General features: G+C 69.5%; 12 protein-coding genes. 4 read left to right on the plus strand and 8 right to left on the minus strand.

The window, feature by feature from the left end; genetic code table 11:
- Window positions 1-73: 73 nt before the first annotated feature.
- Window positions 74-2302: a glycoside hydrolase family 44 protein gene (locus F0U63_RS15195; RefSeq protein ID WP_395846628.1), complete on the minus strand. Its 2229-nt coding sequence runs from the start codon at window positions 2300-2302 to the stop codon at window positions 74-76.
- A 687-nt stretch (window positions 2303-2989) separates the two neighbouring features.
- On the opposite strand from F0U63_RS15195, the gene F0U63_RS15200 reads away from it, so the two are divergent.
- Entirely contained in the window at window positions 2990-3469 is a 480-nt protein-coding gene (locus F0U63_RS15200; RefSeq protein ID WP_395846629.1) for a tetratricopeptide repeat protein, read from the plus strand.
- Window positions 3470-3497: 28 nt separating this feature from the next.
- Here F0U63_RS15200 and F0U63_RS15205 read toward each other — a convergent pair whose 3' ends face one another.
- Complete coding sequence (locus tag F0U63_RS15205; RefSeq protein ID WP_395846630.1) at window positions 3498-4106, minus strand: SRPBCC family protein; 609 nt, start codon at window positions 4104-4106, stop codon at window positions 3498-3500.
- A 109-nt stretch (window positions 4107-4215) separates the two neighbouring features.
- Between F0U63_RS15205 and F0U63_RS15210 the strand changes: the two genes are divergently transcribed.
- Window positions 4216-7209 carry an ATP-binding protein gene (locus F0U63_RS15210; protein WP_395846631.1) on the plus strand — a complete coding sequence of 998 codons (2994 nt, stop codon included), beginning with the start codon at window positions 4216-4218 and terminating at the stop codon, window positions 7207-7209.
- A gap of 46 nt (window positions 7210-7255) precedes the next feature.
- Here F0U63_RS15210 and F0U63_RS15215 read toward each other — a convergent pair whose 3' ends face one another.
- The 3 genes from F0U63_RS15215 to F0U63_RS15225 all read right to left on the minus strand — a co-directional run bounded on the left by F0U63_RS15215 (window position 7256) and on the right by F0U63_RS15225 (window position 9693).
- Complete coding sequence (locus tag F0U63_RS15215) at window positions 7256-8632, minus strand: L-serine ammonia-lyase (RefSeq protein ID WP_395846632.1); 1377 nt, start codon at window positions 8630-8632, stop codon at window positions 7256-7258.
- A 195-nt stretch (window positions 8633-8827) separates the two neighbouring features.
- The gene (locus F0U63_RS15220) at window positions 8828-9148 is read right to left on the minus strand and encodes a hypothetical protein (protein ID WP_395846633.1); all 321 of its coding nucleotides are present in this window, start codon (window positions 9146-9148) and stop codon (window positions 8828-8830) included.
- Between the two features lie 200 nt (window positions 9149-9348).
- On the minus strand, window positions 9349-9693 hold the full coding sequence (locus F0U63_RS15225) for a DUF2845 domain-containing protein (RefSeq protein WP_395846634.1): 345 nt from the start codon (window positions 9691-9693) through the stop codon (window positions 9349-9351).
- 95 nt (window positions 9694-9788) lie between these two features.
- Here F0U63_RS15225 and F0U63_RS15230 point away from each other — a divergent pair, with 95 nt between their 5' ends.
- Together F0U63_RS15230 and F0U63_RS15235 are read left to right on the plus strand one after the other, a co-directional pair.
- Window positions 9789-10424, plus strand: a complete 636-nt coding sequence (locus F0U63_RS15230) for a hypothetical protein (RefSeq protein ID WP_395846635.1) — start codon at window positions 9789-9791, stop codon at window positions 10422-10424.
- Window positions 10425-10481: 57 nt separating this feature from the next.
- A complete protein-coding gene (locus tag F0U63_RS15235) occupies window positions 10482-10973 on the plus strand; it encodes a VOC family protein (RefSeq protein ID WP_395846636.1) in 492 nt (163 codons plus the stop codon).
- A gap of 18 nt (window positions 10974-10991) precedes the next feature.
- Here the strand turns inward: F0U63_RS15235 and F0U63_RS15240 are convergent, their stop codons facing one another.
- The 3 genes from F0U63_RS15240 to F0U63_RS15250 all read right to left on the minus strand — a co-directional run bounded on the left by F0U63_RS15240 (window position 10992) and on the right by F0U63_RS15250 (window position 14807).
- A complete protein-coding gene (locus F0U63_RS15240) occupies window positions 10992-12560 on the minus strand; it encodes a serine hydrolase domain-containing protein (protein ID WP_395846637.1) in 1569 nt (522 codons plus the stop codon).
- A gap of 223 nt (window positions 12561-12783) precedes the next feature.
- Entirely contained in the window at window positions 12784-13818 is a 1035-nt protein-coding gene (locus tag F0U63_RS15245; protein ID WP_395846638.1) for an Ldh family oxidoreductase, read from the minus strand.
- A 185-nt stretch (window positions 13819-14003) separates the two neighbouring features.
- Complete coding sequence (locus tag F0U63_RS15250) at window positions 14004-14807, minus strand: hypothetical protein (protein WP_395846639.1); 804 nt, start codon at window positions 14805-14807, stop codon at window positions 14004-14006.
- Window positions 14808-14923 lie beyond the last annotated feature (116 nt).

The following is a 14923-nucleotide window of genomic DNA, read 5'->3' on the forward strand; positions in this document are numbered from 1 at the left end:
GCCCCCCCAGGCCCTCCGCGGTGGCCCGGCCCTCCGGGCGCCCCCGGAGAGGGGGCCACCCGAAGGCCACGGCTCACTGCACTTCGGCGCCGTCCTGGTTGGAGTACGCGGAGACGGCCGTGCCCGAGAAGGCCCTGGCCCGGTACACGTACTCGCCCACGGGCACGTCCTGATCCACGAACACGGTCGCGTTGGCGCTCGTCCGTCCGATGATCTCGAACTCCAGGGGCCAGGTCTCCACCGCGCGCTCGAGGATGAAGCCTTCCTCGTTCGTCGAGTTGTCCTTCCAGCGCATGGTCACGTCCGAACCCGAGGCCACGGCATAGAAGCTGGTCGGCGCGGCCAGCGAGGTGCTGGTCGTGGTCACGGTGATGGCCACGGTGGTGGAGGCGCTGGCGCCGCCCGAATCCGTCACCGTGAGCGTCGCGGTGTAATTGCCCGCCTGGGCATAGCTGTGGGTCACCGTGGCGCCGCTGCCCTGCTGTCCATCGCCGAAGTTCCAGACATACGAGGCGATCGTTCCGTCGGGATCCGAGGACGTCGAGCCGTTGAAGCTCACCAGCAGCGGGGCGGACCCCGTCGAGGGCGTGGCCGTGATGCGCGCCACGGGCGGCTGATTGGTGCCGGTCTTGGCGGGAATGACGAACAGGGTGATGCTCGAGGCCGGCACCGTGGTGCTCAGCCGTCCACCGGACACGGACACGTCCGTCAGCCGGGTGATGGTGTTGGCCGACGTGAGCTGCCAGCGCTGGCTGATCGCCCCCGCGTTGAAGCTCGCGAGCTGGAGCGAGATCGACGTCGTGCCCGACAGCGCCTTGTTGAGGACCATGACGGTGAGGGCCCCATCGGACGAGCGCTCGGCGGCGAACGCCGACAGCAGATCCGGATTCGGCACGGTGCACGACACGCTCAGATCTCCAAAGGTCGACTTCTTGCCGTCGTAGTTGCGGTACAGCTTCATCGCCTTGAAGGTGGGCGTGCTCTCCGCGGGAGTCTCCCAGCGGATGCCATAATCCAATCCCTCGCGGCCGAAGATGCCGAGCACGTCCGCCTGCGCGATGGCCCCGTTGATGTGGTTTTCCGCGCCCCAGTTGTACTCGGTGATGCCCACCTTCGTGCCGGGATAGTTGCTCTGCACCCAGCCCTTGAGCCGGGGAATGAGCGAGACCTCGTCATTGATCCACGTCTCGTCCACGTAGTTCGGATCCCAGAGCGAGCGCGTGGAGCGGTTGCGCCGCTGCTGCATGGTGGTGGTGACGTTCGTGCTGAACTCGCCGCCCTGCGGGTAGTAGTGCACGGTGAAGATATCCAACAGCCGGCGGCCCGTGGCCTGCTCGTGCTTGCGCAGCTCCCCGAGCCACCACGGCAGATAGTCCACGTTTCCGTGCGCTTCACGATCGGGGAACTCGGAGTAGTCCTCCCGCTCGTTGACATACTGCTGGTCATAGCCGCTGTAGAAGTAGCCGCTCCAGCCCCACTCCTCGGGACCCATCACGAGGGCATTGGGCTCCGTGCTCTTGACCATGGAGGCGTAGGCGATGTGCTTGTCACGCACCTCCTCGAGGGTCGCGCCGACGGGGTGCACATCGCGGTGATTGGAGTACCAGAGGCTGGGCTCGTTATCCATGGCGAAGAGGCGGATGCCCCCCTGGGCCGCCGTTCCCCACTTCGCGCGAAGGTGTTGGATCCACCCCGCCTGGAAGCTTGGATCCACGGGCGTGTTGGCGTCGTCGGGATCATTGACCACGAACTCGCCATCCACCAGCCGGATGCCATTGCCGGCGTCGGGGAACCACACGGTGTCGCTCGCCGTCTGCGGGCCGTACTTCGAGATGGAGAAGCTGGCCAGCCGCGAGCGATTGGCACCCAGACGCGCCGCCCAACCCACCATGGGAATGGTGATGGCCGGTTGCGCGCCCGCCGCCCGGGTGCTGGCGATGAACTCATCCACCTCGCCCCCCGGCTCCGCGCTGTCGTGGGCCAGACTCTCGAAATACCAGTCCCGGCCCCGGTTGGAGGCGTTCTGCTCCCAATTGTAACGGGAGGCGGCGTTGCCTCCGTTACGGTTGAGGGGCGAATTGAGCTCGCTCAGTTGCGCCTGGGTGGCATGGGCCACACCATAGATGAAGGGACTGATGCTGCGCCGGTTGGCGCCCGCGTCGATGGTGATGGTCGTCTGGGCGAAGCCGGGAGTGGAGAAGAGGACCATCCATCCCGCCAGCCATGGCGTGCAAGGCTTCGCCTCCCGGAGCGTACGGGACAATCCCACCCACACGTCATGGCACCACTGCTGCGCATTCATGGGCACTCCTCTGCCGTGAACGCTTCCACTTGCATGGAGCGCCCGGCGGGTCAGACGTCGGCCGCGAGGGAAAACTGGAGATCCAGGTTCACCCGGCTCGGCATTTTTTACGGGGTCAAATGTACAACGGGGATTGCGGTTTGTCCGCAACGCATCAGACGCCAATGCGAGAAACTTATTTTCGGGGGCTGTGTCCGGCTAACAACCAGTATGTCTGAAATCGTGCAGCATGAATGTTCTCACCACGAGGCCGACCGCGAGCGGAGTGCCGTTATCTGTTTTCTCACTTTCATATAGTTCACGCCAGAGGGCAGTGATTGCGCCGCCTGTTCCTCTCATCCAGTCGTCGACGCATTCCCGGCACGGGCGGCGCGGGTTGCAGCACAATCGTATTTTTAATGACAACGCTCTCCTCCCGCGGTTCATCGTGGGATGACGGAAGCATGAGTAGGCACGTGTGCCCCATGCACCCCTGGGAAGCAGTCCAGGTGGCGGGTCATTCCCAACCGGAGGTGGGTGGGCGTGGCCCCAGGGGGAGGGGCAAGAGCCTGTCTGGAATTGAGGGCTCGAGGCCTCGCGCGGAGGGAGCGCCCCGTGCTGGCGGGTGTTTGTGATACACCGGCGGAGCGGTGGGCCGCGCCGCATGGGTAGGGATTGAGCGGCGACACGGTGGATGAGGAGGAAGGGATGCAAGGCATTTGGAGGGGGGTGTGGCTGTCGTTCCTGCTGGGGGCCTGCTCGGACAAGCCCGCGGCGCCCGCCGCGCCGGACAAGAGCGCGGCGGCACTGGCGGCCCAGGACGCGGCCTGCCCGGGGGGGACGGTGAAGGGGTGTGTGGACGCGGCCACCGAGGCCGAGCGCAAGGGCGAGGTGGCTCGCGCCGTCGAGCTGTACACGCGCGGCTGCGAGGCGGGCGTGGCCCGGGTATGCAATGTGTTGGGGACGCTCGTCTGGCAGGGGCGTGGCGTGAGCGCGGATCCCGCGCGTGCCTATTCACTCTACATGCGGGCGTGTGAGGGGGGCGACGCGGCGGGCTGCTTCAGCGCCGCCATCTGCCACCGCACGGGCGCCTGCGCCGAGAAGAACGACGCCGAGGCCACGAAGCTGTTGCGGCGCGCCTGTGAGGGGGGCGACTCCCGCGCCTGCGCCAATCTGGGCGGACGCTGAGGCGCGGGTTCGAGGCGCGCGCACCCGCTCACGGGGTGGGCGGGGCCTGCCGGGCCTTCTCCTCGGAGCGTGCCTTGATCAGCTCGTCCCGCTCGCGCCGGTTCTTCACCTCGGTCTCGGACACCGCGGCGAGCGCCTTCAATCCCTGGTCGAGCTCCTCGCCCCGCCGCGCCTCCAGGTCGGTGAACAGGGACCGGGCCTTGTCCATCCAGGACAGTTGCCCCTCCTGGCTCCAGCGCAGCAGCACGCCTTCGGCGGTGGGTTGGAAGGTGAAGTCGAGCGTGCTCGTGGAGGGCCGGGGCGCGAGGCGCTCGAAGCGCACGCGGATGAAGTCGTAGGGCCGGCTCTCCAGCACGGTCATGCGCCCCTTGCCCGCCCGGGCGTTGCCCGCCCACGTGTAGACGGCCTCGGGGCCCGCGATGGGCCCGTCGAAGTGGCGCCTCATGCCGGGGTCGAGCGCGTCCCAGGGGGACCACAGGCGCCAGCGGTGCAGATCGTTCACCAGGGCGAAGGGAATCTCGGCGGGCGCGGCGAGGGGCATGGCGCGCTCGGTCCGGTAGGTCGAGGGCCGGGAGGTCACCAGGGCGGCGAATCCCACCACCGCGACTCCCAGTGCGAGAGAAATCCTCTTGAGCATCCTGTCTCCTGTTCTCCGGATGGCGATCCAGGGGGGATGTGACTGTACACCACTCCTGTTCCAGGCTTTTTTGGGAGAACACCCGAGCCCATCCGAGTCGCTGCTCATCATGTTCGCCGGTCCGAGTGAAATGCACGCGCGCATCCGCGCGCACGACTGGTCCGCCAGCAGCCTGGGACCGATGGGCACCTGGCCCGAGAGCTTGAAGGCCCTGGTGCGCACGATGCTCTCGTCGCGCTACCCCATGATCCTCACGTGGGGGCCCTCCTTCCTCCAGTTCTACAACGACGCCTACTCGAAGCTGATCGGCGACAAGCACCCGGCGGCGCTGGGGCTCGACATCCGCGTCACCATGGCCGAGGCGTGGGACACGCTCGGGCCGATGATCCACCAGGTGATGGCCACCGGCGTGGCGAACTGGACGCCGGCCCTGATGCTCCTGCTGGAGCGCTCGGGTTACCGCGAGGAGTCCTATTTCAGCGTCTCGCATTCCCCCGCCGAGGATGACACGGGGCGCATCGTCGGCATGTTCGCCGTCTGCAGCGAGGTGACCCAGCAGATCCTCGGGGAGCGGCGGCTGCGGCTCTTGAGGGATCTGGCCTCGCGGGCGGCGGTGACCCGGAGCGTCGCGAAGACCTGCGAGGAGGTCGTCACCGCCATCTCCGAGCACCCCCTGGATGTGCCCTTCGCGCTGCTGTACCTGCGCGACCCGGACGGCAAGGGGTTCACCCGCCACGGGGTCATCGGCCTGGAGGAGAACGCGGCGGCATGTCCGCTCCGGGTGGAGAGCAAGGACGGCGAGCCGGTGTGGCCCCTGGTCCGCGCGGCCGAGGGCGAGACGGTGCTCATCGAGGATGTCGAGCGCCGCGTCACGCTGACGGGGGGCCCGTTCAAGGATCCGGTCCGCACGGCGGTGGTGATGCCGGTGGCCGCCGCGGGCCAGAGCGCTCCGCTCGGCGTGCTCGTGACGGGAATCAGCCCCAACCGGGCGCTCGACGAGGGCTACCGCTCTTTCCTCGAGCTGCTGGTGGGCCAGGTGTCGGTGGCCCTGCGCAATGCCCGAGCCCACGAGGAGGAGCGTCGGCGCGCGGAGGCCCTGGCGGAGCTCGATCGCGCCAAGACGGCCTTCTTCAGCAACATCAGCCATGAGTTCCGCACGCCCCTGACGTTGATGCTGGGGCCCACGCAGGATCTGCTCGCCGGGCGTGCGGGCCCGCTGCCCGAGGTGGTCCGCACCGAGCTGGAGGCGCTCCACCGCAACGCGGGGCGGCTGCTGCGGCTCGTCAACACGTTGCTGGACTTCTCCCGGCTGGAGGCGGGGCGGATGGAGGCCAGCTTCGCCCCCGCCGACTTCTCCACGCTCTGCGCGGACCTCGCGGGCACCTTCCGCTCGGCGGTGGAGCGCGCGGGGCTCCAGCTCCTCGTGAACTGCCCGCCACTGTCCCAGCCCGTCTACCTGGATGGCGAGCTCTGGGAGAAGGTCGTCCTCAACCTCGTCTCCAATGCCTTCAAGTTCACCCACAAGGGGAGCATCTCGGTGCGCACCTTCGAGCGGGACGGGTGCGCCGTCCTCGAGGTGCGCGACACGGGAACGGGCATCCCCGCGGTGGAGCTGCCGCGTCTCTTCGAGCGCTTCCACCGGGTGAAGGACGCGCATGCCCGGACGCATGAGGGCTCGGGCATCGGACTCGCGCTGGTGCACGAGTTGGTGGGGCTTCATGGCGGACGGGTGAAGGTGGACAGCACCGAGGGGCAGGGGTCGACGTTCACCGTCGAGGTGCCCCTGGGCTTCGCGCACCTGCCCGAGGAGCGGGTGCGCGCCACGCGGGTGCTGCCCTCCACCGCGACCGGTGCCGGCCCCTACGTCGAGGAGGCGCTGCGCTGGTCCGTCCAGGCGCCCGCCGAGGCGCCGCCCCTCGCGCCCGAGCCGAACCGGCCTCGCGCCCGGGTGCTCCTCGCGGACGACAACGCGGACGTTCGCGACTACATCCACCGGATGCTGTCCGCCGGGTTCGAGGTGCAGGCGGTGGCGGATGGACAGGCGGCCCTGGAAGTGGCCCTGGCCCACCCGCCCGATCTCCTCATCTCGGACGTGATGATGCCCCGGCTGGATGGGGTGGGGCTGCTGCGCGCCCTGCGTGCCGCTCCCCATACCAGGGATCTGCCCATCCTCCTGCTGTCGGCCCGCGCCGGAGAGGAGGCCACGCTCGAGGGACTCGAGTCCGGAGCGGATGACTACCTCGTCAAGCCCTTCTCCGCCCGGGAGTTGCTCACCCGGGTGCGTGCCCACCTCGAGCGCGCGCGCATGCGCCGGGAGGTGGCCCGGGAACGGGCCCAGGTGGAGCACCTGCTGGAGGCCGTGCGGGCCCGGGACGACTTCCTGTCCGTGGCCTCCCATGAGCTGAAGACACCGCTCACCATCTTCCAGCTCCAGATTGGCGCCATCGAGCGGAGCCTGAACGCGTCCTCCCAGCCCGGCATTGGCGAGCGGTTGGACACGGCGCGCCGCTCCGCGCGCCGGCTGGCCGGGCTCATCGAGACGTTGCTGGACGTGTCGCAGCTCACGACGGGACGCCTGCAACTGTCGCGGGCCCAGGTGGAGCTGGGAGAGCTCGTGCGCGGCGTGGTGCTCGCCCATCAGGGCGATGCCCGGCGGCAGGGCTGCACGGTGCGGCTCCAGCTCGAGGGCTCCCTGGAGGGCTTCTTCGATCGGGAGCGCATGGAGCAGGTGTTCCACCACCTGCTGTCCAATGCCTTGAAGTTCGGCGCGGGCCACCCCGTGGACGTCACCCTGCGCGAGGAAGGGGGTGGGGTGACGCTCTCGGTCGTGGACCATGGCATCGGCATCCCAGCGGCCGACCGGCAGCGTGTCTTCGAGCGTTTCGAGCGCGCCGTGCCCGCGCGCAACTATGGCGGCCTCGGGCTGGGCCTCTGGGTCATCCGCCAGGTGGTCGAGGCCCACCACGGGCACATCCGCATCGAGGAGACGCCAGGCGGGGGCGCGACGTTCCACGTCCATGTGCCACGCCATGGTCCGCTCGCGCCCCCCGGCCCGTCCGCGTCCGAGGTGCCCGGGGGCAAGGGCCGCGACGTGATGAACTGACACGCGCAGGGGCCGGTGGCCGGGCCCTCCTCCGGAGTCATCTCCGTCAGCACTCGATGATGTTCACGGCGAGGCCGCCGCGCGCGGTCTCCTTGTACTTGGTCATCATGTCCGCGCCCGTCTGGCGCATCGTGGTGATGACCTTGTCGAGCGACACCTTGTGCTTGCCATCTCCCTGGAGCGCCAGCCGCGCGGCGTTGATGGCCTTGATGGAGCCCATGGCGTTGCGCTCGATGCAGGGCACCTGGACGAGCCCGCCGATGGGATCGCACGTGAGGCCCAGGTTGTGCTCCATGCCGATCTCCGCCGCGTTCTCCACCTGCTCGGGCGTGCCGCCCATCACCTCGGCGAGCGCCGCGGCCGCCATGGAGCACGCCACGCCGACCTCGCCCTGGCAGCCCACCTCGGCGCCGGAGATGGAGGCGTTGAGCTTGTAGAGCATGCCGATGGCTCCCGCGGCGAGCAGGAAGCGGATGGCCCCCTCGTCGTCCGAGTTCGGCACGAAGCGCCGGTAATAGTGGAGCACCGCCGGCACGATGCCCGCCGCGCCATTGGTGGGCGCCGTCACCACGCGCCCTCCCGCCGCGTTCTCCTCGTTCACCGCGAGCGCGTAGAGGTTCACCCAATCCATCGCCATGAGCGGATCCGCGCCGCGCATGTCTCCCTTGAGCTTGCGGTGGATGGCCGCCGCGCGGCGCTTCACCTTGAGCCCGCCCGGTAGCAGGCCCTCGCGCTCGCAGCCGCGCTTGACGCACGCCTGCATGACCTCCCAGATGCGCAACAGGCCCGCGCGCACCTGGGCCTCGGAGCGCAGCGCCTTCTCGTTCTCCAGCATCAACGTGCTGATGCTCAGCCCGTGCTGCTGGCAGAGCGCGAGCAGCTCCGCGCCCGTCTTGAAGGGGTAGGGCAGGCTCGCCTCGCGCACGCCCGCCGAGGGGGCCGCGGTGCCGTCGTCGTTCACGACGAAGCCCCCGCCCACCGAGTAGTAGGAGCGGGTGATGGACTCGCCGCGCCGGGCGAGCCCCGCGGTGAAGCGCATGCCATTGGGGTGGCGCGGCAGCGACTGCCGCTTGTGGAAGACGATGTCCTCGGAGGGCTTGAACTTCACCGGCTGCTGGCCGAGCAGCTTGAGCCGCGCGCTCTCCACCACGCCGGAGATGCGAGCAGGGACGGCGTCGCAGTCGACCTCCTCGGGGCGCTCCCCCTCCAGCCCGAGGATGACCGCGACGTCACTGCCGTGACCCTTGCCGGTGTGCCCCAGCGAGCCGAAGAGCTCCACCTTCACGGAGTCGACTCCGTCCAGGCCTCCAGCCTCCCGCGCGACGGTTTCCACGAACTGACGTGCCGCACGCATCGGCCCCACGGTGTGGGAACTCGAGGGACCAATACCAATGCTGAACATGTCGAACACACTGAGTGACACGGAACGCCTCCCGCCCAACGGCTGGCGTTCCTATAACCCAAGCGGCTGGGGCGTGCTGCCCAGGGGTGTTCGACGCATGACGACGCACCGTGTCTGACGGCACGCGTCACCTCGGCACGAACTCATTCACGAATGAATCACCTGGAGTTCCCCGCGACGGAGAACCCCAGGTGGGCGGCTGCTGAATCGAGTGACTCAGTGGCCCGAGGCCTGTGAGCCCATCATCTCCTCAGGGAGGATGGGTCCATGGATGGGCAGCTGCCAGCGCTGGCCGTTCGACGGAGCGCTCTGCGCCACGCTGCCCCGCCGGGTCAGTTGGCGGACTCCACAGACCACGAGGGACACCAGCCCCAGGGTCATGGCTCCCGACACCGCGTTCCGGAGGAGGATCGGACGCATCGCGCGCAATCCCCAGAAGCTCACGGGGAGGACATAGGTGGGAATGGCAATCAGGCCCGCGAGCGTGAGCACGCGGCGCTGACTGGGCGACAGGTTCGAGAAGGCGGAGAGGTCCATGGTGCACCACAACGTGGGTTGGGAAGTGGCTCCTGGGAAGGGGCCCCCGATCAGGATCCGGGTGTTCCAGGGAATGCACCTCCACCGGGTGGACGAGGGGTTGCCCGCCCGCCTGGGTGAAGGCGTTCCCGACGTGTCCACCACCCGGAAGGTCTCGCGCCGGCGGGGAGCCAGACGCGTGAACAGCGGAGCCTCCCGTCCTAGCGGCCGTAGCCGCCGCTGCGCACGTCGACGAGCCGGCCATTCTCGAACACCGCCACCTGCATCAGGCGCGAGGGGCCGAAGTTGTACGTCCACTCCTCGATCGTCTTCTGCACGGTGTGCTCCTGGGTGCTGCTTCCCTGCTCGTCGCGGGTGCGCGTCTTCTCACCCACGGTCTCCGTGCGGCTCTCCTTCGCCATCGGCTCTCCGCACCGCATCAGCACATCCGACTTGGAGGCTCCGTCCGAGGCCAGTTGGTTGCCGCAGCGCAGCGTGGCCGCTTCTCCCCGGACAGGGATCAGGAGACAGGTGGAGGCAGTCAGGGTCAGCAGGAGGGCGCGCATGGAATGGACTCCGAGGAAAATCGTTCCCGAGGATGCGCCGGACGCCTCCGGGTGAAAAGATATTCATCATCCGCGACGCCTCGGGAGGTCCACCCATGACGGTTCGGAACGAGGGCTTGAGGCTGATGGTGTACGACCGTACCTGCGCGGGGCGGTGGGGTCTTCCCGGGCTCACCGCCTCGTGGCGCGTGGGCAGCGTGCTGTACCGCGCCCTGGGCCGGCTCGATGACTGGCGCGGCGTCGCGAGCTGGCCCGAGGCGCTGGACTGGCTGCTGGCCCGCTCGGTGGAGCGGCGCATCGAGGAGATCCAATACTGGGGCCATGGCACCTGGGGGCGTGTCCTCGTCGATCGCGAGTCGCTGGATGTCCAGGCGCTCGCGCCGCGTCATCCGTGGCGGGCGCGGCTGGAGGCGTTGCGCGAGCGGCTCGTGCCAGGGGGCGAGGCGCTCTGGTGGTTCCGGACCTGTGAGACGTTCGGCACGACCCGGGGCCATGCCTTCGCGCGGGCGTGGACGCGTTTCTTCGGCTGCCGCGCCGCCGGACACACCTATGTCATCGGTCCCTGGCAGAGCGGCCTGCACTCCCTGGCGCCCGGCGAGGAGCCCTCGTGGCCCGTGGAGGAGGGGCTGCGCCCGGGGGAAGAAGCGCGTGCACGCACCGCGCGCATGTCGGGCCCCCGTGAACCCAACACCATCACCTGTCTGCACGGCCAGGTTCCGCCGGGCTTCTGACAGGGCGGGACACGGGTCCTTGCCTGGGAGGGGCCCGCTCCGCGACGATGCCTGGCCATGAGCACACGACCATTTCGTATCCTGGGCCTCCAGCAGGTGGCCATCGGTGGGGCCGACAAGGCGCCCCTGCGCAAGCTCTGGGTGGACCTGTTGGGGCTCACGCCTCACGGCACCTACCGCAGCGAGCGCGAGAACGTGGACGAGGACATCGTCGTCGCGGGCGCCGGCCCCTTCCGGGTCGAGGTGGACCTGATGCAGCCGGTGGATCCCAACGGCAAGCCGCGCGTGCACGACCCCGCTCTCAACCACCTGGGCCTGTGGGTGGATGATCTGCGCGCGGCCGTGACCTGGCTCGAGGGGCAGGGCGTGCGCTTCGCCCCCGGGGGCATCCGCAAGGGCGCGGCGGGCTTCGACGTGACCTTCATCCACCCCAAGGGCAACGAGCAGTTCCCCCTCGGAGGCGAGGGCGTGCTCATCGAGCTGGTGCAGGCTCCCGTCGAGGTCATCTCCGCGTTCGACACGCTCGCCAGGGGCGCTCTGGGGCATTGAGGCCCGCCGCCTCGTGTCTCAGGGAGTGAGGCGGCGCAGCTCCGCGCGCAGTGACTCGTCGAAGCGCAGGGGCTCGGGGCAGCCCCGGGTCTCGCACACGGCCAGGTAGTCGTTGAAGAAGGCGAGCGGGCCGCGCGAGGAATAGCCGCGCAGCTGCTCGGCCCCGAGCGCCTCTTCCAGGGTGCGCGCCATGTGGGCCCCCACCTGGATGAAGAGCTCGTCCCCACGGGGCTCGTGGGCGGCGAGGATGCGCTCGCGTGCCGCGGCGGGTTCCCGGGCGATGGTGGTCCGATCCAACAGCCGCGTCACCCGCGCGAAGGCGTCCGGGAGTCCCGCTGTCTCGGGGAGCGTCCCGGGCCCGTGCGCCGCCCAGTGGTGGTACGCGAGCCCGTAACCGAAGACCCGGCCCAGGCCCTCGTTCACCAGCGCGTCCACGGAGTCATGCAGGCGGGCGTTCAGCCGGTGCTCCTCTCCCTCGAGCAGCCGCGCGATGAGCCCGTACGCGATGCGCTTGAGCAGCGCGGCCTGGCTCTCCACGTTGCTCGTGAGCGCGAGGGCCACGTCCTCCCCGGGCAAGAGCAGCAGCAGCGTCGAGGTCTCCGGCTGCGCTCCCGAGTGGGCCACCACGTAGTGGCCCCGGAGCGGCCAGGTCGCGAAGCCCATGCCGTAGTCGGTGAGCCGCCCGTCCCGCGTGCTCATCGAGCGCTGCATCTCCCCGGTGCTCGCGCGTGTCACCAGCCGGTAGTCGAGCAGCGCCTGCCCGAAGCCGAGCAGATCCTCGATGGACGCGCGCGTGCCACCTCCCGCGAACCGGCCCGACACGTCGACCTTCTTGGACGGCACGAGCCGCCCGTCCCGGAGCCGGTAGCCCGCCGCGTGGTGCTCGTCGCGCGTGCGGCGATCATCCAGCGCCGCGTGCACCATGCCCGCGGGGCCGAAGACGTGCTCCCTCATGTACTCGCCGTAGGGCTGGCCCGAGGCGGCCTCGATGGCGGCGCCCAGCAGGTTGTAGGCCCAGGTGCTGTAGAGGAAGCGGGTGCCCGGTTCGGCCTCCAGCTCATAGCCCGCCACCAGCGCCACCGCCCCCGCCGTGTCGAGCGGCCCGGTGTCCTGGCTCGGGCCGAGGCGGCCGTAGTTCGTCACCCCGCCCAGGTGTCCGAGCAGTTGCCGGGGCGTCACCGGCCAGCGCCGCTCGGGCCAGGTGGGCACCCACGTGCGGATGTCGGCATCCAGGTCGAGCAGGCCCCGCTCCACGAGCTGCATCACCGCCACGGCCGTGAAGGACTTGGTGAGTGACGCCATGCGCCACGTGGTCCTCGGCGTCGCCGGCAGGCCCTGGGCCACGTCTCGCTGGCCATAGGTGCCCACCCAGCGCTGCTCACCCCGCAGCACCCCCACGGCGAGCCCCGCGTGCGGCTCGCCCTCCAGCTCCGCGCGGACGAACGCGTCGAGCGCCTGCTCCAGCTCCTCGGAGAAGGGCCTCGTGCTGGCCCGGGCTGGGACCACGGGCCGCTCGCACAGGGGCACCCGGGGGAAGGCCCCGGCCGGGAGGCCGAGCAGGAGGAGCAGCAGTGGCCACGCCTTCACCGGACGACTCCACGGGGGGAGCGGATTCGGAGGGGGGCGGGTACTTGGGGCGGCGTTGTCCATTCCACTCGCCCGCGATGATACCTACCCGGGCGAGTCGGACGCTACGGACGCGGGGTCACCCGGTGGAACGGCGCCGTATCGCCCTCGAAGCTCGCTCCCAGGCGGAGCGTCCAGGTGGCCTCGCGCACACGGGCTTCCTCGTCGGCGGACGCCGCGCCCATCACCCGCGCGTCGATGAGCTCGTGGGTTGGTTCAGCAATGCCCTGACATCCGCCAACAGCGCATCCGGCACCTCGACGCCCTGGGCGTCGCTACGTGCCCGGGCCTCGAAGCGCCGCTGCGAGGGCAGGCGCGCCCCCTGGGCCTGGATGCCGGCGAACAGGGCTTCGGCGCGCTGTTGGTACTCGGCCACCGCGGCGCCCAGGAAGCACTGGGGATCCAGGGCCAGGAGCAGCTCCCCGTGATAGGGCAGGGCGCCGCTGCCGCCGTCGTGCGCCGAGGATTCCTGACTGGTGAGATCACCGATGAGTGGACCGGCGAGCAGCTCGATCATGGCCGCCAGGGCCGAGCCCTTGTGGCCGCCGAAGGTCAGCATGGCGCCCTCCTCGAGCACGGTGCGCGCGTCCTGGCTGGGCTCGCCCTGGGCATTCACGCCCCAGCCGTCCGGCAGTGGCTTGCCGGCCCGGCGATGCAGCTCGATCTCCCCCCGGGCCACGGCGCTGGTGGCGAAGTCGAAGACGAAAGGCTCGCGACCGGAGCGGGGCCAGCCGAAGGCGATGGGATTGGTACCGAACAGCCGCCGCCGCCCACCAGCCGGGGCGACGTAGGCCTGGGTGGGATTGCAGGCCAGGGCCACCAGGCCGCGCTCCGTCAGCGCCTCGATCTCTATCCACAGGGCCGAGAAGTGCACGCAGCGATTGATGGCCAGGGCGGCGAGGCCATTGCGCCGGGCCTTCTCTTCCAACAAGGGCAGGCCGGCGGCGAAGGCCAGCTGCGAGAATCCGCCACGCGCATCCACCTTGACGATGGCCGGCGCCACGTCGTGCACCTCGGGTACCGCGTCTGGCACCACCTTGCCGGCCTTGAGGGTGGCGACGATGCCCAGCAGCCGATAGATGCCGTGGGAGGCGCATTCGTCACGCTGGCCGGCCACCAGGGTCGCGGCGATGGCCCGCAGCTGGTCTTCGGTGAAACCGTGGTGGCGCAGCACCGCCTCGGCGAGCTGGCGCAGTTCGTCTAGGGTCATTCGGGCCATGGCAAAGCTCCTTCGCGAAGCCCGGGACTATGCCGCAGGCTCAGGTGTAGCGCTGCTATCTCGAGCCTGGTGTCCTCGGCCGCGGGCGCCTCCGTGGTTCGCACGGCTTCCCCGGCCAGGACGTGCCCTGGCCATGACGCAACGTGGAAGGAAATCTTGCCTGTCGGGCAGGAGGCTCGGGCCTCTCACTGCCCGAGCGACTGGGGCGGTGGTTTCGCGCTGAAGGCGGGTAGGTAGCACTCTCCCTGGTACTCGTAGAGGACATCCGGGCACGGGGCCTTGAGCTTGTGAGGTGTCCAGCACGCTCCGATGAGTTCCACCTCGGCGTAGCGGGTGCAGGGAGGGAGCTTCTGTCCTTTGAATGGCTCGCGCGGCAGCGGACGGGCGAGCACGGATTCTCCAGCGTCCACGGTGTCCACGAGTGTCCCGTTGGAGAAAGGGTCCGGAGTCCCGGCTGCCGTGGACACCTCGTCGCTCGTTGGCGCGGGCGAGGTGCTCGTCAGGGGCGCCGGGTTGCTCGGCGGCTGGGACACGGAGGCCAGACGCACCAGAGCGAACACCAGGGCACACACCCCAGCGGCGCTCGCCAATCTCAGCCCTGGACGCAAGAGAGGGCGGGGCTCGTAGGGAGCGGGGATGGCACGAGCCATGCGGTGAATGCCCTCGAGCACTCCCTCGAAGGTGAATACCAGCGACTCCGCTGGTTGCCTCTCGGGGGACACGGACCAGGGCGTCTGCTCCACCTGCATGGCGATATAGCGCCCCGAGGCCGAGGAACTGAAGATCACCCGCAAGTCCTTTAGGGGAACCTTGTCGTCCTCGGCGGGCTTGAGCACCAGGGCCGTGGCTCCACTCGTCTCGTGCGTGGCCCGGTAGAGCGCTCCCCGACTGGCAGCGGACTGATGCATCTGCTCCTCGAGTTGGTATGGCCCCAACTGCTCCAGTTCCTCCTCCTCTTTGCTCGCCTCGATCTTCTTCCTGTCGTCCACGCGTGCTCCTCCCTGGCCTCCCGGCCTGCTGGAATACTGGGGAACTTGCTCTCATGGAGCCGAGCCCCTCTTCCAGGAGGTACTTGGTGTTTTCTGGGCGTCCTACTCGCCCCAGC

Origin of the sequence: Cystobacter fuscus, assembly GCF_044360685.1 — a bacterium.
GTDB classification, from domain to species: Bacteria; Myxococcota; Myxococcia; order Myxococcales; family Myxococcaceae; genus Cystobacter; species Cystobacter fuscus_C.

What these genes read in the sequence shown, in the direction of transcription:
- F0U63_RS15195 (WP_395846628.1), bottom strand. Translation starts at nt 2,302, where the DNA reads ATGAATGCGCAGCAGTGGTGCCATGACGTGTGGGTGGGATTGTCCCGT.
- F0U63_RS15200 (WP_395846629.1), top strand. Translation starts at nt 2,990, where the DNA reads ATGCAAGGCATTTGGAGGGGGGTGTGGCTGTCGTTCCTGCTGGGGGCC.
- F0U63_RS15205 (WP_395846630.1), bottom strand. Translation starts at nt 4,106, where the DNA reads ATGCTCAAGAGGATTTCTCTCGCACTGGGAGTCGCGGTGGTGGGATTC.
- F0U63_RS15210 (WP_395846631.1), top strand. Translation starts at nt 4,216, where the DNA reads ATGTTCGCCGGTCCGAGTGAAATGCACGCGCGCATCCGCGCGCACGAC.
- F0U63_RS15220 (WP_395846633.1), bottom strand. Translation starts at nt 9,148, where the DNA reads ATGGACCTCTCCGCCTTCTCGAACCTGTCGCCCAGTCAGCGCCGCGTG.
- F0U63_RS15225 (WP_395846634.1), bottom strand. Translation starts at nt 9,693, where the DNA reads ATGCGCGCCCTCCTGCTGACCCTGACTGCCTCCACCTGTCTCCTGATC.
- F0U63_RS15230 (WP_395846635.1), top strand. Translation starts at nt 9,789, where the DNA reads ATGACGGTTCGGAACGAGGGCTTGAGGCTGATGGTGTACGACCGTACC.
- F0U63_RS15235 (WP_395846636.1), top strand. Translation starts at nt 10,482, where the DNA reads ATGAGCACACGACCATTTCGTATCCTGGGCCTCCAGCAGGTGGCCATC.
- F0U63_RS15245 (WP_395846638.1), bottom strand. Translation starts at nt 13,818, where the DNA reads ATGGCCCGAATGACCCTAGACGAACTGCGCCAGCTCGCCGAGGCGGTG.